Raw genomic sequence first — 17,959 nt, forward strand, 5'->3', positions numbered from 1 at the left:
GTCGCGTAGCCCTTACCTCACGCCCGGTCGGCCCGGCGCTTGCCCGCCTCAGGCGGGGTCCGACCCTACCTTGCAGGATATGCTTTACCCCTCCGCACCCTCCCGGCAAAACCGGCACTCGTGCCTGCGCCGCTGACTTTCGACGCCCCCGAGATCCACTCCGCCATCGAGCGGATCACCACCGCCATTCGCGAACGCCACGGAGAAAAACCGCCGCTCGCCCTCATCGGCATCGCCAACGGAGGCAGCGAGCTCGCCCGCCGCCTCCATGCCGCCCTCGGCATCACCGAGCGCCTCGGCGAGATCGATATCTCGTTCTACCGCGACGACATCGGCCGCAATCCCATCCCCAAGGAATCGCGCCCCACCATCATCCCCTTCGATGTGCACGGGAAGGACATCCTGCTCGTCGACGACGTGCTGCACTCCGGCCGCACCCTCAACGCCGCCCTTAACGAACTCTTCGACCACGGCCGCCCCGCCTCCGTCGAACTCGCCATCCTCGTCGATCGCGGCGGCCGCAAGCTGCCCTTCGCCGCCAACTACACCGGCATCACGGTCGAAACCACCGGCGCGCAAAAAGTCACCGTCGACCTCGCCCCTGAAGACCCGACCCAGGACCGCATCACCATCGCTCCCGCCAAAGCCTGATCCCGCATCCCGCATCCCGTATCCCGCATCGCGCATCCCGTATCCTCTTCTCCATGTCCTGGAACCGCCGCCACCTCCTGACCCTCGAAGAGCTCTCCCTCGACGAGCTCAATCAAATCCACAGCACCGCCACCGCGTTTAAAAAAATCCTGACGCGCAGCGTGAAGAAAGTCCCCGCCCTGCGCGGCAAGACCATCGTCAATCTCTTCCTCGAACCGAGCACGCGCACCCGCATGGCCTTCGACATGGCCGCCAAGCGACTCTCGGCCGACGTCATCTCCCTCGACGCCAAAACCTCCTCCACCACCAAGGGCGAATCCCTCCGCGACACCGCCCAAAACATCGAGGCGCTCCAGGCCGACATGATCGTGGTGCGCCACTCCGCCCCCGGCTCCCCTCTCTACCTGTCCAAGATCCTCGGCATCCCCGTGATCAACGCCGGTGACGGCGCCCACGAGCACCCCACCCAGGGCCTGCTCGACACCTTCACCATGCGCGAACGCATCGGCGACCTGAAGGGCCGCCGCGTCGTCATCCTCGGCGACATCCTCTACAGCCGCGTCGCCCGCTCCAACATCCAGGCCCTTATCAAATTTGGCGCCGACGTCACCCTCTGCGGCCCCTCCACCCTCGTGCCCCACCGCTTTGAGTCCTTTGGCGTGAAAGTTTCGCACAACCTGCGCGAGGCCCTCCACGACGCCGAGGTTGTCATGCTGCTCCGGATACAGCACGAGCGTCAGAACGCCGGCATGTTCCCCTCCATCGGCGAATACACCTCCATGTTTGGTCTCAATCAGGAACGCGCCGCCTGGCTGCACCCCGACGCCATCATCATGCACCCGGGCCCCATCAACCGCGGCGTCGAGATCGACAGCGAACTCGCCGACGGTCCCCGCAGTGTGATCCTCGACCAGGTCACCAACGGCATCGCCGTGCGCATGGCCGTCCTCTACCTCTGCTCCGGCGGCCAACCCGAATACGTCACCAGCAGCGCCGCCTGAGGGCTGGCGCCAAGTTCCAATCAAGCAGTGACCAAGTAACAAGAGCCCGCCTGCCTCTCGCTCCTCCTGCCACTTGTCCACCTGATACCTTTTCAGCTTCTCAGCTTTTCACCCTTCACTCTTCTCCATTCCCCATTCTCTGATGCCCAGCCTCTGGATCAAAAACGCCCGCGTCATCGACCCGGCCAACAAGCGTGACGCCGTCGGTGAGCTCTTCGTCAAGAACGGCCTCATCGTCGACAGCCTCTCCGCCGCCGAAAAGAAGAAGGCCAAGGTCATCGACGCCGACGGTCTCGTGGCCTGCCCCGGCCTCGTCGACATTCACGTCCACTTCCGCGAGCCGGGTCAGACCCACAAGGAAAACATCGCCACCGGCTCCCACTGCGCCGCCGCCGGCGGTTTCACCACCGTGGTCTGCATGCCCAACACCTCGCCTCCCGCGAGCAACACCGGCACCATCCAGTTTATCAAGGACGCCATCAAACGCGACGCCGTCGTGAAGGTCCTGCCCACCGGCTGCATCACCGTCGACATGAAGGGCGAAAAACTCGCCTCCATCGGCTCCCTCGCCAAAGCCGGCGTCGTCGCCATCACCGACGACGGCGACTGCGTGCAGAGCAACGAGCTCATGCGCCGCGCCTGCGAATACGCCAAGATGTTCGACCTGCCCCTCATGGACCACTGCCAGGACCACTCCATGACCGTCGGCGCCGTCATGAACGAGGGCGAAGTCTCCGCCCGCCTCGGTCTGCGCGGTTGGCCCAACGCCGCCGAAGACCTCATCGTCGCCCGCAACATCATCCTCGCCACCTACACCGGCGCCCACATTCACCTGCAGCACATCTCGTCGGCCAACTCCGTCGAGCTCATCCGCCGCGCCAAATCCCGCGGCGTTTCGATCTCCGCTGAAGCCACCCCGCACCACATCGCGCTTACCGACGACTGCATCGAGACCTACGATCCGAAGTTCAAGATGAACCCGCCCCTGCGCACCGCCGCCGATCGCGACGCGATCATCGAGGGTCTGCGCGACGGTTCCATCGACATCGTCGCCACCGACCACGCGCCGCACACCGACTACGAAAAGGATCAGGAATTCGACTACGCGCCCAACGGCATTCTCGGACTCGAAACCTCCCTCGCCGTCACCCTCGACGTGCTCGTGCGCAAACACCGTTTCCGCCTGCCCAAGGTCATCGACCTGATGACCCGCAAGCCCGCCGAACTCATGAAGCTGCCCGCCGGCACCCTCAGCGTCGGCGCCGCCGCCGACATCTGCCTCTTCGATCCCAAGGAGGAATGGACCTACGACGCCAAAGCCGGCTTCTCCAAGTCCTCCAACAGCCCGTGGCATGGCGAGACCCTCCGCGGCCGCGTCAAAACCACCATCGTCGACGGCAAGGTCATCTACGACGGCAAGACGGTCAAAAAGCGCGGCTGAGCTCGCCCCCTCCGCATCGCCGCTCCGCCGACGACCGGCCCTCCCTTTCCTCTGGCTCCAACTCCCTCGGCTCACAACTCCAGCTCCTCCATGTTCTGCTCCTCCCTCCTTCGCGCCGGCCGCCTCGGCCTCGCCGCGCTTTGCTTCGCAGTTGTCGGCGTCTTTGCCCAAGACGCTACCGCCCCTGAAGAAGGCGAACTCACCGCCGAGCAACAAGCCGCCCTCGCCGAAGCGATGTCGCAAATGTCCTTCGCCCAGCAGTTGCAAGCCGTCGGCGTGCCCATGACCACGGGCCCCGCCACCGCGCAACTCGGCGACATCGCCGAGGTGAAACTGCCCGAGGGTTATCACTTCGTCGGAGCCGACGGCCTCGAGCTGTTCTATGAGCTCACTCAAAACATGCTCAACGGCAACGAAGTCGGCGTCGTGCTCTCGCCCGACGGCTGGATGCTCTTCTTCGACTTCGACGACATCGGCTACGTCGCCGATGACGAGAAGGACGACCTCGACGCCGCCGAACTCATGGAGTCCATGGTCGACGGTCAGGAAGCCGCCAACGAGGCCCGCGCCGAACGCGGCTGGGACCAGATGCGCCTGCAGGGCTGGGTCCAGCAACCGCACTACGATACGCAAACCAACAACCTCAAGTGGGCCTTCAACCTGTCGTCCTCCACCGACAATTTTCAGGAGACGTGGATCAACCAAAACATCCGCCTGCTCGGCCGCACCGGCGTCATGAACGTCACCATGGTCGGCAACCCGGCCAATTTCGCCGCCGAAGAAGCCGCCGCCGACGCCCTACTCGCCAACAACTTCTCCTACCTGCCCGGCGAACGCTACGCCGAGTTTAAGGAAGGTGACAAAGTCGCCCAATACGGCCTCGCCGCCCTCGTGCTCGGTGGTGCCGGCGCCGTCGCCGCCAAGACCGGCCTGCTCGCCAAACTCGGCATCATGCTGGGCAAGTTCTGGAAGTTCATCGCCATCGGGGTGATCGCCTTCTTCAGCTTCTTCAAAAACCTCTTCCGCCGCCTCACCGGCAGCCACCCGGTGGAAAAGAACGACGACGCGCCGAACGCCTAAGCGCGTCCTCGCACCGCGCCCATCATGTCGGACCTCGCGAGCCTGCTTCTCGTGGCTTGGGCGCTTTACGCCCTCCACGGCCTCGCCTGGCAACGCCGACCTCGCTTCCACCTCAATGCGTGGCTCGGTCGTCCCCGCGCCACGCCCCGCCCGCGCACCTGGAGCGTTTTTGGGCTGCTCCCCAACGGCTGGCGCCTGCGCACCGACGATCTGCCCTTCGCCTTTTCCGCCGAGGGCATCACCAACCTGCCCGTCGCCTCGCTCGCCCGCCCCGCGCCCTTGCCCACCCACCTTGAGGCCTGGACGTGGGAAGAGATCGACAAGGTCGAACAGCGCGGCGCCGACCTCTGGATCAACGGCCGCCGCTTCTGCCCCGCCACCGGTCATCTCACCCCGGCCGCCCTGCGTCGCCTCGCCGCCCTTTCCGCGGCCGAGCGCCCTGCGCGTATCCAGGAACTGATGACGTCCTGGCTGCGCCCGACCCGCCTCCGGCGCCTGCACCGCCTCCTCATCCGCCTCACCAGCACCACCGCCTCCTGCAACCTCACTGCCGCGTTCCTCCTCGCCCTCGTGAGCATCTACTACGGCTTCGAACTCCCGGCGCTGCTCGACGACCGCTGGAGCGAAGCGCTCGCCCGCACCACGCCCTGGATTCTGGGTTATGCGCTCCTCCTGCAACTCGGCGCCATCGCCACCGCCTGGTCCGCCGCCAAACGCCTGCAACGCCACGGCGGCGCCGCTCCCGGCAAACTTTTCTCCGCGGCGCTCTTCATGCCACCCCACACCTTTCACCTCCGCGCGCTCGTCGGTGAAGGGCTTTGGCCCACGCTCCATCCCCTCGCTGCGTCTCTGGCTTTCGCGCCACCCGCCGCGCGCCGTGAACACGCCTTCCAGGTTTTGGCCGACCTGCACCACCCGCTGCCCCTCGCCGCCAACGCCGACGACCTTCCGCGCCGCATCGCCCGCGACCACCGCGCTGCCTTCCTCCCCCTGCTCGAGTCCGCCCTCACGGCCCACGGCATCGACCCCGCCGCCCTGCTCGCGCCCCCGCGCCATCACACCGCCGCCGCCTGCGCCTATTGCCCCCGCTGCCACGACCAATTTGTCACGGCCAGCGGCCAATGCCCCCATCGCATTCCCCTGCGGCCCCTCGATCGCGCGTAACAATCCCTTTGGCGTAATTTCCGACGTTGGCATTCCCGCCTCGCTTGCTGTGATCGCAGGCCTTCAGCCACACCATGCCGACCGACAACCTGTCTCCCTCCGCCCAACTGGGCCTCAGCATCCAAGTGCTGTTGCTGCTCTGCGGCTTGGTGGTTCTGGTGAAACTCTTCCTCACCAAAGCGGGCCGCGAGGCATGGCGTCGCCCCAGTCCGCTCGCGCCCTTGCCGTGGACTGGCGTTGAATTTGGCGTCGCGCTGCTCGTCGTGCTCTTTGGCGCCGTCGGCGGTCAGATCGTCGCCTCGCTCGTCGTCGCCGGACTGCCCTTTTCCGAGGAGCAGGAACTCCCGATTCTTGGCGCCGGTTTCCAACTCGGCATGCTCGCCGGCGCGGCGATGGCTCAACTCGTTATCGTGCGCACCCGCGCCCCGGTCGCGATCGATGAACCCGCGCCGGTGGATCCGCCGCCGCTCGATCCCGCTCAGCCCTCGCCTCCACAACACGCCCCGTGGATCGCCGGCCCGGTCACACTGCTGGCCGCCATTCCCCTGCTCACCGCAACCAACATCGGCTGGATCTTCCTGCTCGATCGCCTCGGCCTCAGCACGGACAAGCAGGACATGATCGACGTCTTTGCCGAGAGCCAATCCCTGCCCGTGCTCCTCGGCATGAGTTTCCTCGCCGTCATCATCGCGCCCGTGACCGAAGAGGTGATTTTCCGCGCCGGCCTATTCCGTTACCTGCGCACGCGTCTGCCCCGTCCCGTCGCCCTCGTTTTGCCCGCCGCCATCTTCGGCCTCCTCCACGGCAACCTGGTGGCCTCGCTGCCCCTCATTCTGCTCGGCGTGGTCTTCGCCCTCGCCTACGAACGCACCGGCCGTATCTCCGTGCCGATCGTCGCCCATGCGTTGTTTAACCTGAACACCATCCTGCTGCTGATCGCCGGCGTCGACTTCTGACCTGACTTTGCCCCATGTCCCCCTTCACCACCCAACGCCGCCTCGCCGTCACCAGTTTGGGCGAAGCCAAACTGATCGGTGAGATCCGCCGCTGGTTAAGCACCGCCTCCCCCCGCCCCCCCGGCGGCATCGGCGACGATTGTGCCGTCCTGGCGGGCTCCATGCGCGACCAACTCATCACAGTCGACCCGGTCATCTACGGGGAGCACTTCGACGACAGCGTGCCCGCCCGCGGGGTCGGCGCGAAGCTCTTCAACCGCAACCTCAGCGACATCGCTTCCATGGGCGGTCGCCCCCGCGCCGCCGTCATCGCACTGGCCCTCAACGAGCAGGTGCGCCTCGACTGGTTGCGCGAGTTTTACCGCAGCCTTGCCACCATCGCCCGCCAACACCGCGTGCCGATCATCGGCGGGGATATTGCCCACCATGCCTCCGGTCTCATCGCCACCATGACCATTATCGGCGAGGCCCCCGAGGATCGCCCTCTCACCCGCCAGGGCGCCGCGGCCGGCGATTGGATCTTCGTCACCGGCACCCTCGGCGGCAGTCGCCTCGGCTGGCATTACAAATTTTCTCCGCGCCTCGCCGAGGGCCAATGGCTCGCCCGCCATCCGCACGTGCGCTCCATGATGGACGTGAGCGACGGCCTCGCCAAAGACGTGCACGCCCTCACCCCGAACGCCTGCCGCGCCGCCCTCGATGGCAAAGCACTGCCGATCAGCCGCTCCGCCCGCAAACTCGCCACGACCAGCGGCGTCAGCCCGCTGCATCACGCCCTCACCGACGGCGAAGACTACGAACTGCTCTTCACCCTTAGCGGCAAAGCCGATCCGGCCGCCTTCATCGCCGAGTGGCGGGAAATCTTTCGGCGCCGTCTCACCTGCATCGGCCGCTTCGTCAAACGTCGGGCCCGTTCGCCTTATACCGACGAACTCGATCTCGCCTCCGTCCATGGCTTCGAACATCTGCGCTGAACTTCGCGCCGGTCTCACCACCAGCGACGCCGCCGCCACCCGCGCCGCCGCGGCCGCGCTCGCCAGCGAGTTGCCCGACGACACGGTGCTCGCCCTTCACGGCGACCTCGGCGTCGGAAAAACCACCTTCGTGCAGGGACTCGCCGCCGGCCTCGGTATCCAGGATCCGGTGACAAGCCCCACCTTCAACCTCTACACCCTCTACGAAGAAGGGCCGCGCCGCCTGCTCCACCTCGACGCCTACCGCCTCGACAACGAGGACCAGGTCGAAGCCCTCATGCTGGAAGACTTTTTGGTGAGCCCCTGGATCGCCGCCATCGAATGGCCCGAACGCATCCCCGGCTGGCTCCCGACCAACACCTGGCATCTCGACCTCGGCATCACGCCCGACCAACGCCACACCCTCCGCCTCCGGTAACGCGGGCGCGGGACCGCCGACACGCCCGTCCGGCCCCACCCCACCGAACGCGGGCGACACGCCCGCTCCCTCCTGCCCCTCGGTCTTTGCGGTCTTTGCGTTAAAACGCACCGGCCGAGCGGCACGTTGCCTTTCGGCTCGTCCCCCCGACTCCCCACTCTCCCAAAAAAAACGGGATGACCACATGGAGCGGTCATCCCGTAAAAGTGCCTTACTCGGCCGACTTCTTTTCGTCGTCCGTTTCCGCCGGCGGTTCGGCCGTCTCAGCGGCCGGTTCCTCCGCGGTCGGAGTCGGAGCCGGTTCAGCCGGAGCGGCTTCCGCTGCCTTCTTCTCCGCTTCCGGTTCGGATTCCGTTTCCGGTGCGGCGGCAGGCTCATCCGGGACTGCCTCAGGCTCGGTCTCGGCTTCGGACTCATCCACGTCCGCAGCAGCTTCTGCAGCAGCAGCGGGCTTGGTCGCTTTCGCCGGTTCCGCCTGGGGCTTCGGTTTCGCTTCCGGCATCGGCGGCGCGGCAAAGAGGCTGCCGTCAATGAACTCGGTCACGTAACCTTCGGTCACCAGCCAACGCAGATCGAGCTGCATGCGCTTGATCTTCGGCTGGTCATCTGGAGCAAAGGGAGAAGTCGTGCCAGTCGCGGCCGGAGCCGGAGCTTCCGCAGCGGCGGGAGCAGCCGCCTCGGGGGCCGGCGTCTCAGCTTCGGCTGCGGTCTCCTCTGCTGCAGCCGGCTCTTCCGGCGGCGTGGTTTCAGTCGCGGGCGCGGCGGCCGGGGCTTCCGGCGCAACCGGGGCTGCGGTCGCTTCCGCTACCGGCGTGAGCCCGAGGAACTTGTCCGGCAACTCGCTCACCTTCACCATCGAGTGCGTCTCGATGAAGTTGATCAGCTCGTCGATCGAATCGGCAAAGGTCTGACCCGGCACGCGGAACTTCCGCTTCACCGCGCAAACGTAGCTGATGCCCTTGGAGCCCTTCTTGAAGATCGTGAATCCTTCCCGGCGCAGGCGACCGCGCAACGCGTTGGCGGTGTCGAGCGGGAAGCGTTGTTGGCGCTCCAACGCGCCGACCACGGCCCGTTTGATTTCACCGTCCGGCATCTTCTCGATGATGTTGCCGTGGAAACGGCCATGCTCGTAGGTGCGCACCGCTTTGTCGCGGGCGTGGCTGAGCAGGTAGACCTTGGCTTCAGTAAGGCTGTCGAAGCTCGGCGCGGCAGGCGCAGCCGGAGCGGCGGCCTCGGACACGGCACTCTCCTCGGCGGCCGGAGCTTCCGTCGCCTCGCCTTCGGGAGCCGGGGCCTCAGCCGCTTCCGGCGCGGCTTCGGCGGCAGGAGCGGTCGGGGCGGCCGGCGTTTCCGCGGGCTTCGGGGCACCGTCGAGCGCCCACGTGTAGCGGGTGACCTTCTTCATCATCTCCAGCCAAGCGTCGACGACTTCCTGCTCGCGCACCGATTCGATGCGATTGCGGAAGGTCTCAAACGGCATGCGGCTGAGCCGGCTGGCGTGATGCTGTTGGCAAATCTGGCTGTAGAGGTGGTAGTTCGGCGGGCCAAGCAACTCGCCCGTGACACCGCAGCGGTTGATCACTTGGAAGCTGCCCTTCGGCGGGTCCACCTCGACCTGCTCCGCGCGGAAGAACTTTTCCACATGGTGCTGCATGATGTGGTTGATCGCAGCATCCTCGGACTCAAACGGCATCCCATCCGGCAGCGACACGTAGAACGGACGCTTCTCCGCGGGCTCGGCTCCTTTGGCAGCCGGCTTGCGCTCGAGCACGACCACGAAGCGATCGTTCTTGCCGATCACGGTCTTCGCGATGTCGAACAACTCGAAGGTGCGGCACGACGCGCGGATCGTCTTCGACAGCGCGGCAAAGCTCACGTCCTCCGGGTAAAACGTCACATCAAAATACGGGCTCACGTAGGGAGCCGGCGGCATCGCCGGACCACCCGGGCCACCAGGACCGCCCCGACGACGATCACCGCGGAAACCTCCGCGACCACCGCGGCCTTCGCCACCACGACCTTCGCCGCCGCGACCACCGCCGCCACGGCGTTCCCCACCACGACCTTCGCCGCCCGGGCGCTCACCACGACCGCCGCCAGCGGGACGATCGCCGCGCTCACCGCGACCTTCAAAGCCACCTCCGGACGGAGCACCGGCCGGGCGCTTGAAGCCGCGGCGATCCTTGCGCGGTTCGCGCGGTCCGCCTTCGCGGCGCGGGCGGTCATCACGACCACGCGGTCCGCCGCCTTTCTCGGCTTTGTCTTGGGTCCATTGCGTGCCGAAGCTGAAGCTTTCAAGCTGGCTCAGATCGAGCTTGTTGAAGTCCTTCTTCGGTTCTTCGTTCGTTGGCTTGTCGTCCATGCGAAAACGGGCGGGCGCCCGTGCTAGTCGGGTAGTTGTTTGATAAGTGTCGGCAGTTGAGCACGAAGGCTCAGGGCGCAGTGTCCACGGCCCCTCTGGACACGCAAGCACGATTCCGTGGGCTCGCCGACCACCAGCACGACTGTATTTCGCGCACTTCTTCCGCACGGTTCGGCCACTTAAGTGTCCTGCCCATCGCGCCGATGACGAGCAGTCACTCTCCGCAAAGATGCTTGCCCAACGCGACTTGCCCAATGCCAGACGCTTGCGTGAAGCGCCAGATTCCCTTGGCATCTGCCCGTCGTTACCCCCGTCCCCCCGGCTTCATGGAATCCAAAACACAGCCGAACTATATCCCCCCGCCGCAACCGCTGCCCAAGCCGGACCAGTCCGAGCTGCTTTCCGTCGTCTCTCTTTCTTTGGCCAAAGACATCCGGGCGACGGTCTACGACGAGGAACATGTGGTGGTGAAATACACGCCCGCCCGCACCTATCTCGCTCTCACGCCCGCCCAGTGGAAGGTGCTTAAAGCCTTCGCCGATCGCACCGCCACCGTCCCGCAAGTCCTCTTCGAACTCATCTCCGACCGTCGCTGCATTCCGCTGCGCGAGTTCTACGAGATCATCATCAAGGCCTACGAACGCGGCATCCTCCAGGCCGTCGGTGAACCGGCCCCAGCTGAAGTGCCGGCCGAGGATTGGACCCATCGCGCCTCCGGCCGCAAGGTGCGCCCCATGGTCATCGTGGCCGCCGTCGGCGCGGTGGTTTCCATGGTCCTGCAACCCTTCGCCCTGCCCACCGCCTGGTGGGAGCTGCTGGTGGGTTGGCTGATCGCCTGCGTGGCGGCCAGCTCGGGTTACTTCCTCTCCGCCTGCGTCGCTCGTGATGAAGAATCGGAGATCTACCACCCTGGCTGGCGCTTCCGCACCCTTTTCCCGCGCTGGAACGCCGACCTGCACGACGCCGTCATGGGCGGCCGTGAGACCGTCGTAAATGTCGCCCTCGCGCGCATCGCTCCGCTCCTCGTCGCCATGGGCATCGTGCCCTTCCTGCACCCGGGCATCTCCTTCCTACTCTTCTGTGCCTTCATCTACCAGCTGTCGCCCTTCTGGTGGTCGCCTGGCCTCACCCTGCTGCACGCCCGCTACGGAAAACCGTCCTTGGACGCGTTCAGGTCCTTCATCTTCGAACCCAACCGCAACCGCTGGTTCGCCTTGCGCACCCGCCTCAAGCACACCGACCTCAAGTTTCTGAATCTCCACCTGGGCATGACGGCGGGTTGGCTGCTCCTCGTGCTGCTCGCCGGCTCTCTGCCCCTGCGTGCCAACGCCCTCGAACTCTGGCAAAACTACCAATCCTCCGGCGGCCTGCATTTCACTGCGCTGGCCATGCTGGCCCTGCTCGGCTTCATGGTCGTCGGCTCGATCGGCACCGCCGTGTGGCTGATTGCCCATTCCGCGCTGCATCGCATCACCACGTGGATCAACAAATCCCTGCCACCCAAATCCGTGCCCCTCTCCGCTGAGGCGCTGCAGGAAACCATTTCTTCCTCCCTACTCTTCAAGGGCTTTGGCCGCGACGAACGCGCTCGTATCGCCGAAGCTGCCGCCCCCCGTGAATACAAACGCGGCGCTATGATCGTGAAGGAAGGGGATCCCGGCGAAGAAATCTTCCTCGTGCACAGCGGTCGGGTGGAAGTCCTGCGCGACACCCCCGCCGGCCGCCCGGAATGGGTGGCTACGCTTGAGCGCGGTGACGTGTTCGGCGAACGCGCCCTCCTGGAGACCGGCGTGCGCACCCGCTCCGTGCGCGCCCTCAGCCCCTGCATCCTGCTCGCGCTGCACCGCCAGACCTTCGAGGACCTCGTGCTCTCCCGCCTCAATCGCACCCAAGTGGAGGAGATTCTGCAAAAGGTCGCCTTCCTCCATCGTATCGAACTTTCCGCTACATGGAGCCCGCAGGCCATGTTCGCCTTCGCCCGCCGCGCGCTCATGCAGTCCTTCGAGGTCGGCCAGACCCTCATCCGTGCACACGACGACAACCAGTATTTCTTCCTGCTCTACGAAGGGGAACTCTCCGTGCAGAAGAACAAAACCGAAGTCGCCCGCCTCAAAGCCGGAGACTTTTTTGGTGAGATCAGCGCCCTGCAAAACAGCACGGCCACCGCCACCGTCAAAGTGCGCACCCCCGCCAAATGCCTGGTGGTCGCCAAGCGGGAGTTTTTGCAGTTCCTTGTGAACGACTTCCTCGTCGGCCTGCACTTCGAAAAGATCAGCTCCGACCGCCTCGGCGAACCCATCTTCCCGCTCCGCGGCCGCAGCTTCGACGTCCTGCGCTGACCTTAGGGAAATCGGCGGGGAATCCGCGAAGGAAGCGCAGAGTCGCCAAGCCCCTCCGCCGCAAACGCGGTCGAGGACGCCCACGTCCACCTCAGCGCAAAAAAGGTGGACGTCGACCTCCAGGCGACGTCAGCGCCCTGTCGGCCCGCTGCCACTCACCCTATGCCCCTTCAACCGCCATGCGGGCGACACGCCCGCGGCTACATCCCCATCCATTTAGGTGTAGCAGCGACCGCCTCGGCCGCAACCGGACACAAAAAAACCCGCAATGTGCGGGTTTAAAAATGGTGCTCAGGAAGGGACTCGAACCCTTACACCTTTCGGCACACGCCCCTCAAGCGTGCGTGTCTACCAATTCCACCACCTGAGCAGGTTTGAAGAGGGGAAGGCGGACTAAGAAAGATGCTCCCTTTCTTGTAAAGCCCCGAAATGTATTTTCTCAATTCCCTTGGAATGCCAGCCGCTCGCTGCGCATCTAGCCTTACTCTCGAAGCCCATGACGATCGACGCCATCCAGCGCGCCCTGCTTGAGTCCTACCAGACTCTGGGAGGCATTAACCACATCAACGGCAGTAACTTGCCGTCGGATCAGTCCATCAATTGGCTCGCGGCCGAGATCATGCACCTGCTCTTCCCCGGCTTCTTCGAATCGAAGCCCCTCGCCACGGAAGATGTGCCGAAAATCACCGCCGAGCGTCTGAAAAACGTCTGCGCCCGTCTAGAGGAGGAAATCGCCAAAGCCTTGAGCTTTGCCGGCCACACCGCGCCCGCCGCACGCGCCAGCGAGCTCGCCAGCGAAATCCTGCTCAAACTCCCGATGCTGCGCCAAATCTGCCGCACCGATGTGCAGGCCGCCTACGAGGGAGACCCCGCCGCCCGCAGCGTGGAGGAGATCATCCTCGCCTACCCGTGCGTGCTCGTCATCTCGATTCAGCGCTTCGCCCACGAGCTCTACAAACTCCAGGTCCCGCTCATCCCCCGCATGCTCACCGAGTATGCCCACGAGCGCACCGGCACCGACCTCCACCCGGGGGCGACGATCGGCACCCACTTCTTCATCGACCACTGCACCGGCGTCGTCGTCGGCGAAACCACCCGCATCGGCAACCACGTGAAGATCTACCAAAACGTGACCCTCGGCGCGAAGTCGTTCGAACTCGATGAAGACGGCAACCCCATCAAGGGCGTCAAACGTCACCCCGACATCGAGGACCACGTGACCATCTACCCAAGTGCGACCGTCCTCGGCGGCAAAACCGTCGTGGGCCGCGGCTCCATCATCGGTTCCAATGTGTGGCTCATGAAGTCCGTGCCCGCCGAAAGCATCGTATATTACGAGGGCGATCGCACTTCCGTCGTGCGTAACCAGAACGATCGCAAGGCCTCCCGCACCAACCCCGACCACGAAGCCTGGGACTGGACGATCTAGGGGCGAGGCTGTCGCACCGACTCATCAGCTTCGCCGCGCGTAGACCCCTCCGCCGTAGCCGCGTTGGAGCTCAGCGACAACGTGGCCGCCGTCGGGCCACGCTTTCGCCTCCGCCCCCCTCCGCCTCAGCGGGTGAACAGAGTGTCGAGCTTGCCGCGCAGGCTGCGGCTCAACGGCAACTCCACCCCTTTGCGCAACACCAGCGTGTAGTCGCCATGGGAGTTGGGCCGCACTTCATTGATCTCGTCCAAACGCACCAGCGCCGAGCGGTTGGCGCGCAAAAACAGTTCTTTGCCGAGGCGTTTCTCCATCGCCGCCATCGTATCACGCACCATGTGACGCGGACCGGCAGCCGTGTGCAACACGACGTAGTTGTCCGCCGCCTCCACCCAGTCGATCTCGCGCGGTGAGAGCAGCACCAGACGCCCGTCAACCTTGAAGGTCAGACGCTCCGGCTCGCGAGTCTCACTGCCATTGGTTTTGGGCCCGGTATTCTTCTCCCGCCATGTCCGCGCCCGCTCGAGCGCGACCTGAAAACGTTCCCGATCAAAAGGCTTCAGCAGGTAGTCGACCGCCTGCACTTCAAAGGCATCGAGCGCAAAACTCTCGTGCGCCGTCGCGAATACCACGGCCGGACGGTTGTTCGGCGGCAACTTGGCCAACACCTCCAAGCCGTTGGCTCCGGGCATTTCCATATCGATGAAGAGGATGTCCACGTCGCCGTCGGCCAAGCGGGTGATCGCGTCCGTCCCGCTGCCACACTCACCCACAATTTCCATTTCGGATTCACGCTCCACCAGTCGGCGGAGTCGTTCTCGCGCCAACGGTTCGTCATCCACAATCAGTATGCGCATTGCCGTCATCGGTGCCGCTGATTTTGCGCACAAGTGCCAATGAAATAACATCAAAACCGCAGCGCATGAATTGTGGTTCTTTTGCCACCCTATGCTTCAACCCGCTGGTTCGCGGGCAACTTGGGTAAACTGAGCCGCACCTCCGCTCCCGACCGATCCGTTCGGTTGCCCACTTCCAGGCGTCCGCCCAGCGTCGCCGCCAACTGCATCGAAAAGCGCAGCCCCGTTTGGTGCCCGACCGCATTCGCCGCGCCGCTCGCCTGCGCTTGGCCAAACCCCGCCCCTTCGTCGCGCACCCGCAGCGTCCACCCCGCCGCATCGCTGCTCGCGGCGATCTCCACCAACCCGCCTTCCCGGCAAAACTTCACCGCGTTGTGCACCACGTTGCTCAACACCCGCTCCAAGCGCAGCGCATCCGTCACGATCTCTTCGGCCGCCGCCACCTCCTGCTCGACCACCACGCCTTTGGCCGCCGCCACCGGCATCACATCCGTCACCACCCGCGCCACCACCTCCGCCGGTCGCAAACGCGTCTTCTCGCCCCCCTGCCGCCCGAGCTGGGCATCCAGAAACGCGTTGATCATCTCCACTGATCGACCCGCCGCCCGTTCACTGTCCGCCAGCAAGGTGCGCCCGCCTTCATCCAACCGCGGCCCCCATTGATCGCGCAACATGCCCAGCCCAAAACGCACCACCGCCAGCGGCGCTTTCAGGTCATGCGTCGCGATGCCCATAAACGTGTCCTTGTCGGCATTCGCCTGCGCCAACTCCCGGTTGGCCGCTTCGATCTGCCGGTTCGCCCGCCGCACCGACACATAGCGCCACGCGACCATCAATCCGACGACCAACACCACCGCCGCCGCCCCCGCCCATCCATTGCGCAGCGCGCGCGCCCGCGCTGCCTCCGCCGCCGCCTGCGCCTCGGCCAACTCCAGACGCTCCAGCTCGCGGTCCTTCTTCTCCACCGCGAACAACACATTCAAAAACTGCGCCCGCTGCCGCATCCGCTCTTCATTCCACTCCCGCCGATAGGCCTCGCGTTTCGCCGCCGCCGTCCACGCCTGCTCGTCCTGCCCCAGACGGCGATGCAGCTCGATCAGCTGCCCATATTTTTCCTCCAAGGTATCACGCCGCCCCTGCGCCTCCAACTCCGCCACACTGTCGCTTAATACCTCCAATGCCCACGCTTCCTGCCCCGGCACTGCCGCCAAAGCTTCCCCAAACGTGCCGGCAAAACTCGCTCGCTCCGCCACCGCCCCCACCTCGACAAACGCCGCCATCGCCCCCTCGTAATTCCGTCGCGCCTCCGCCAGTTCGCCGCCCCGCGCCTGCACCGCCGCCAGCATCATCTGGAGCCCCGCCTGCAAGTAGGCGTTGTCCGCTTCACTCGCCAGTGCCACCGCCTCTTCGATGTGCCGCCGCGCCCCCGCCACGTCGCCTGACCGCAGCGCCCGGTCGCCAAGGTTGTTGTAACTCATTGCCTGCCCCACCGTATCCTCCGCCTCGATACGCATGGCCAGCGCTTCCCGCTCCAGCTCCTCCGCCCGCGCGGCATCACCGAGGTCGAACCACACCACCGCCAGGTTCCCCAACGTCTCCGCCACGTAGGCCGGCGGCGACTCTCCCAAGCGATCGTAGTCCAGCGCACGCTGATAATACTCCACCGCCAAATCCCGCTCGCCCGAGTCATGGAACACCGCGCCCAGATTCGACGCCGCCCCCGCCGCCCAGGTCCAATCCTCATGCGCCGCAAAGGTCTCCAAGGCCGGCGAAAACGACGCCACCGCCGCCGGATAGTCGCCCAATCCCCACTGCGCCAATCCGATGCCGTTACGCGCCCGCGCCGCGAGCTGATCACTCTCGATTCGCTCCGCCAATGAGAGCGCACGCTGCGCCAGTCCCAGCTCCAATTCGAAGTGCCCCCGCGCATCGGCGTCGCTCGCTCGCTCCGCCAAAAACCCCGCCCACGCGGCCCACTCCGTCGGCTCCGCCGCCTGTTCGCCCGGCTCCCGCAGCCATGCTTCCGCCGCCACCGCGTCCTTCGCCCAACGCTCCGACCATTCCGCCTCGCTTGGCGGCGGCTCGGCCGCGAGCCCTCCGACCCAGCAGAGTAGTCCGACGCAGACTCGCCTCACCTCAAGCCGCCTCCTCTTGGCGCGGCTCCCGTGGCAAGCGTATCCGCACGCACAAGCCGCCGCCTTCCGCCGGCTCCAACGCAAAGGCATGCGCCTCGCCGTAAAGCTCCGCCAGCCGCGCCCGCGTATTGCCCACACCGATACCTTCGCGCGTGAAGCCCCCCGGCGGCATGCCCACCCCATTGTCCTCCACCGTTATCTCCAGCTCCTCGCCCGTGGGCGCCGCCATCACCAGAATCCGCCCGCCTTCGGTGCGCGGTTCCAGGCCGTGCTTGATCGCATTCTCCACCAGTGGTTGCAGCAGCAGGCTCGGCACCCGCCATTCCCGCACCGCCGGATCCACCTGCACCTCCACCGTGAACCGATCGCGAAAGCGGATACGTTCGATATCCAAATACTTCTGCACAAACGCGACTTCGTCCGCCAACCGCGTCAACGGCTGACCCGACTGGTTCATCGTCAGTCGCAACAGCTCACTCAGGCGCACGAGCATCGCGTCCGCCGCGTCTACATCGCTGTGCATCAGCGACGCGATGCCGTTCAGAGTATTGAAGAGGAAGTGCGGCTTCAGCTGCCGCAACAGCGCCTGCAACCGCGCCTCCGCCAGATGCTTCTCCAACTCCAGCGCATGCACCGTGCGCTCGTGGTATTTGCGGTAATAGTCGAGCGCGTGACTGGCCGAAAACACCACGCCATAAACCAGCAAATTAAACGGAAAGGTCTTCACCAGCAGCGGCCGAAACACCTCCAGAAACGTCAGCGGCTCATCGATCAACCACCCGTGCACCAGCCCCACCATCGAGCGCAGCACCACATAAAGCAGCGAGATCACCAACGCCGCCCCCAGATGTATCAAACCCACCCGCAGCGGCCGCGCTTCGTCCGGCGGAAACTTCCGCGCCAGCAACAGAATCGGCACCGACAACACCGCCCACACATACCAGTCGCCCAACGAATAACTGATCGCCTCGCCCCACGACACCGAACGTCCGATCAACGAGCTCGACAGGTAAAACTGACTCGCAAACGCCAAGCCCACCAAGGTCCACAGCAGCAACACACCGCTGTAGCGAAGCCAGGGACGGGAAGGGGCAGAAGAAGACATAACCGCGAACAACGCGCCGACGCGTGCAGTCACTCCAACGCCTGCGCAGA

Annotated in this window: 14 protein-coding genes and 1 tRNA gene; 10 read left to right on the forward strand and 5 right to left on the reverse strand. The window is 65.3% G+C overall.

Annotated features, from left to right (window positions below):
• Positions 1–120 precede the first annotated feature (120 nt).
• From pyrR to tsaE, 8 genes are all read left to right on the forward strand, one after another.
• Positions 121–651, forward strand: coding sequence for a bifunctional pyr operon transcriptional regulator/uracil phosphoribosyltransferase PyrR (gene pyrR, locus K1X11_RS07080; protein WP_221031033.1), 531 nt, complete (start codon positions 121–123; stop codon positions 649–651).
• A 53-nt stretch (positions 652–704) separates the two neighbouring features.
• On the forward strand, positions 705–1,652 hold the full coding sequence (locus K1X11_RS07085; protein WP_221031034.1) for an aspartate carbamoyltransferase catalytic subunit: 948 nt from the start codon (positions 705–707) through the stop codon (positions 1,650–1,652).
• Positions 1,653–1,794: 142 nt separating this feature from the next.
• Positions 1,795–3,093, forward strand: coding sequence for a dihydroorotase (locus K1X11_RS07090; protein ID WP_221031035.1), 1,299 nt, complete (start codon positions 1,795–1,797; stop codon positions 3,091–3,093).
• Positions 3,094–3,183: 90 nt separating this feature from the next.
• Entirely contained in the window at positions 3,184–4,173 is a 990-nt protein-coding gene (locus K1X11_RS07095) for a DUF2167 domain-containing protein (protein ID WP_221031036.1), read from the forward strand.
• A gap of 24 nt (positions 4,174–4,197) precedes the next feature.
• Positions 4,198–5,337: a hypothetical protein gene (locus tag K1X11_RS07100; protein WP_221031037.1), complete on the forward strand. Its 1,140-nt coding sequence runs from the start codon at positions 4,198–4,200 to the stop codon at positions 5,335–5,337.
• A 74-nt stretch (positions 5,338–5,411) separates the two neighbouring features.
• Positions 5,412–6,293, forward strand: a complete 882-nt coding sequence (locus K1X11_RS07105) for a CPBP family intramembrane glutamic endopeptidase (protein WP_221031038.1) — start codon at positions 5,412–5,414, stop codon at positions 6,291–6,293.
• A 14-nt stretch (positions 6,294–6,307) separates the two neighbouring features.
• Positions 6,308–7,267 carry a thiamine-phosphate kinase gene (locus K1X11_RS07110; protein ID WP_221031039.1) on the forward strand — a complete coding sequence of 320 codons (960 nt, stop codon included), beginning with the start codon at positions 6,308–6,310 and terminating at the stop codon, positions 7,265–7,267.
• Positions 7,245–7,685 carry a tRNA (adenosine(37)-N6)-threonylcarbamoyltransferase complex ATPase subunit type 1 TsaE gene (gene tsaE, locus K1X11_RS07115; protein WP_221031040.1) on the forward strand — a complete coding sequence of 147 codons (441 nt, stop codon included), beginning with the start codon at positions 7,245–7,247 and terminating at the stop codon, positions 7,683–7,685. The genes K1X11_RS07110 and tsaE overlap by 23 nt, the downstream gene beginning before the upstream one ends.
• Positions 7,686–7,896: 211 nt before the next feature.
• On the opposite strand, the gene K1X11_RS07120 is transcribed toward tsaE, so the two are convergent.
• Positions 7,897–10,047 (reverse strand): hypothetical protein, encoded by a 2,151-nt coding sequence (locus K1X11_RS07120; RefSeq protein ID WP_221031041.1) that lies wholly within the window; start codon positions 10,045–10,047, stop codon positions 7,897–7,899.
• A gap of 326 nt (positions 10,048–10,373) precedes the next feature.
• Between K1X11_RS07120 and K1X11_RS07125 the strand changes: the two genes are divergently transcribed.
• Positions 10,374–12,386: a cyclic nucleotide-binding domain-containing protein gene (locus K1X11_RS07125; protein WP_221031042.1), complete on the forward strand. Its 2,013-nt coding sequence runs from the start codon at positions 10,374–10,376 to the stop codon at positions 12,384–12,386.
• A 285-nt stretch (positions 12,387–12,671) separates the two neighbouring features.
• Here the strand turns inward: K1X11_RS07125 and K1X11_RS07130 are convergent.
• Positions 12,672–12,756 (reverse strand) — tRNA-Leu (locus K1X11_RS07130).
• A gap of 126 nt (positions 12,757–12,882) precedes the next feature.
• On the opposite strand from K1X11_RS07130, the gene K1X11_RS07135 reads away from it, so the two are divergent.
• Positions 12,883–13,815 carry a serine O-acetyltransferase gene (locus tag K1X11_RS07135; RefSeq protein WP_221031043.1) on the forward strand — a complete coding sequence of 311 codons (933 nt, stop codon included), beginning with the start codon at positions 12,883–12,885 and terminating at the stop codon, positions 13,813–13,815.
• Between the two features lie 125 nt (positions 13,816–13,940).
• Here K1X11_RS07135 and K1X11_RS07140 read toward each other — a convergent pair whose 3' ends face one another.
• From K1X11_RS07140 to K1X11_RS07150, 3 genes are all read right to left on the reverse strand, one after another.
• Positions 13,941–14,669, reverse strand: coding sequence for a LytR/AlgR family response regulator transcription factor (locus K1X11_RS07140; protein WP_225919424.1), 729 nt, complete (start codon positions 14,667–14,669; stop codon positions 13,941–13,943).
• Between the two features lie 89 nt (positions 14,670–14,758).
• Positions 14,759–16,804: an ATP-binding protein gene (locus K1X11_RS07145; RefSeq protein WP_221031045.1), complete on the reverse strand. Its 2,046-nt coding sequence runs from the start codon at positions 16,802–16,804 to the stop codon at positions 14,759–14,761.
• A gap of 1 nt (position 16,805) precedes the next feature.
• Positions 16,806–17,909 (reverse strand): sensor histidine kinase, encoded by a 1,104-nt coding sequence (locus tag K1X11_RS07150; RefSeq protein ID WP_221031046.1) that lies wholly within the window; start codon positions 17,907–17,909, stop codon positions 16,806–16,808.
• Positions 17,910–17,959: the final 50 nt, after the last annotated feature.

The sequence above is a fragment of the Actomonas aquatica genome (assembly GCF_019679435.2).
Classification (GTDB): domain Bacteria; phylum Verrucomicrobiota; class Verrucomicrobiia; order Opitutales; family Opitutaceae; genus Actomonas; species Actomonas aquatica.

Excerpts from the sequence above, each read along its gene's own strand:
- K1X11_RS07085 (WP_221031034.1), top strand. The coding sequence starts at position 705 with ATGTCCTGGAACCGCCGCCACCTCCTGACCCTCGAAGAGCTCTCCCTC.
- K1X11_RS07090 (WP_221031035.1), top strand. The coding sequence starts at position 1,795 with ATGCCCAGCCTCTGGATCAAAAACGCCCGCGTCATCGACCCGGCCAAC.
- K1X11_RS07095 (WP_221031036.1), top strand. The coding sequence starts at position 3,184 with ATGTTCTGCTCCTCCCTCCTTCGCGCCGGCCGCCTCGGCCTCGCCGCG.
- K1X11_RS07100 (WP_221031037.1), top strand. The coding sequence starts at position 4,198 with ATGTCGGACCTCGCGAGCCTGCTTCTCGTGGCTTGGGCGCTTTACGCC.
- K1X11_RS07105 (WP_221031038.1), top strand. The coding sequence starts at position 5,412 with ATGCCGACCGACAACCTGTCTCCCTCCGCCCAACTGGGCCTCAGCATC.
- K1X11_RS07110 (WP_221031039.1), top strand. The coding sequence starts at position 6,308 with ATGTCCCCCTTCACCACCCAACGCCGCCTCGCCGTCACCAGTTTGGGC.
- tsaE (WP_221031040.1), top strand. The coding sequence starts at position 7,245 with ATGGCTTCGAACATCTGCGCTGAACTTCGCGCCGGTCTCACCACCAGC.
- K1X11_RS07120 (WP_221031041.1), bottom strand. The coding sequence starts at position 10,047 with ATGGACGACAAGCCAACGAACGAAGAACCGAAGAAGGACTTCAACAAG.
- K1X11_RS07125 (WP_221031042.1), top strand. The coding sequence starts at position 10,374 with ATGGAATCCAAAACACAGCCGAACTATATCCCCCCGCCGCAACCGCTG.
- K1X11_RS07135 (WP_221031043.1), top strand. The coding sequence starts at position 12,883 with ATGACGATCGACGCCATCCAGCGCGCCCTGCTTGAGTCCTACCAGACT.
- K1X11_RS07140 (WP_225919424.1), bottom strand. The coding sequence starts at position 14,669 with ATGCGCATACTGATTGTGGATGACGAACCGTTGGCGCGAGAACGACTC.
- K1X11_RS07150 (WP_221031046.1), bottom strand. The coding sequence starts at position 17,909 with ATGTCTTCTTCTGCCCCTTCCCGTCCCTGGCTTCGCTACAGCGGTGTG.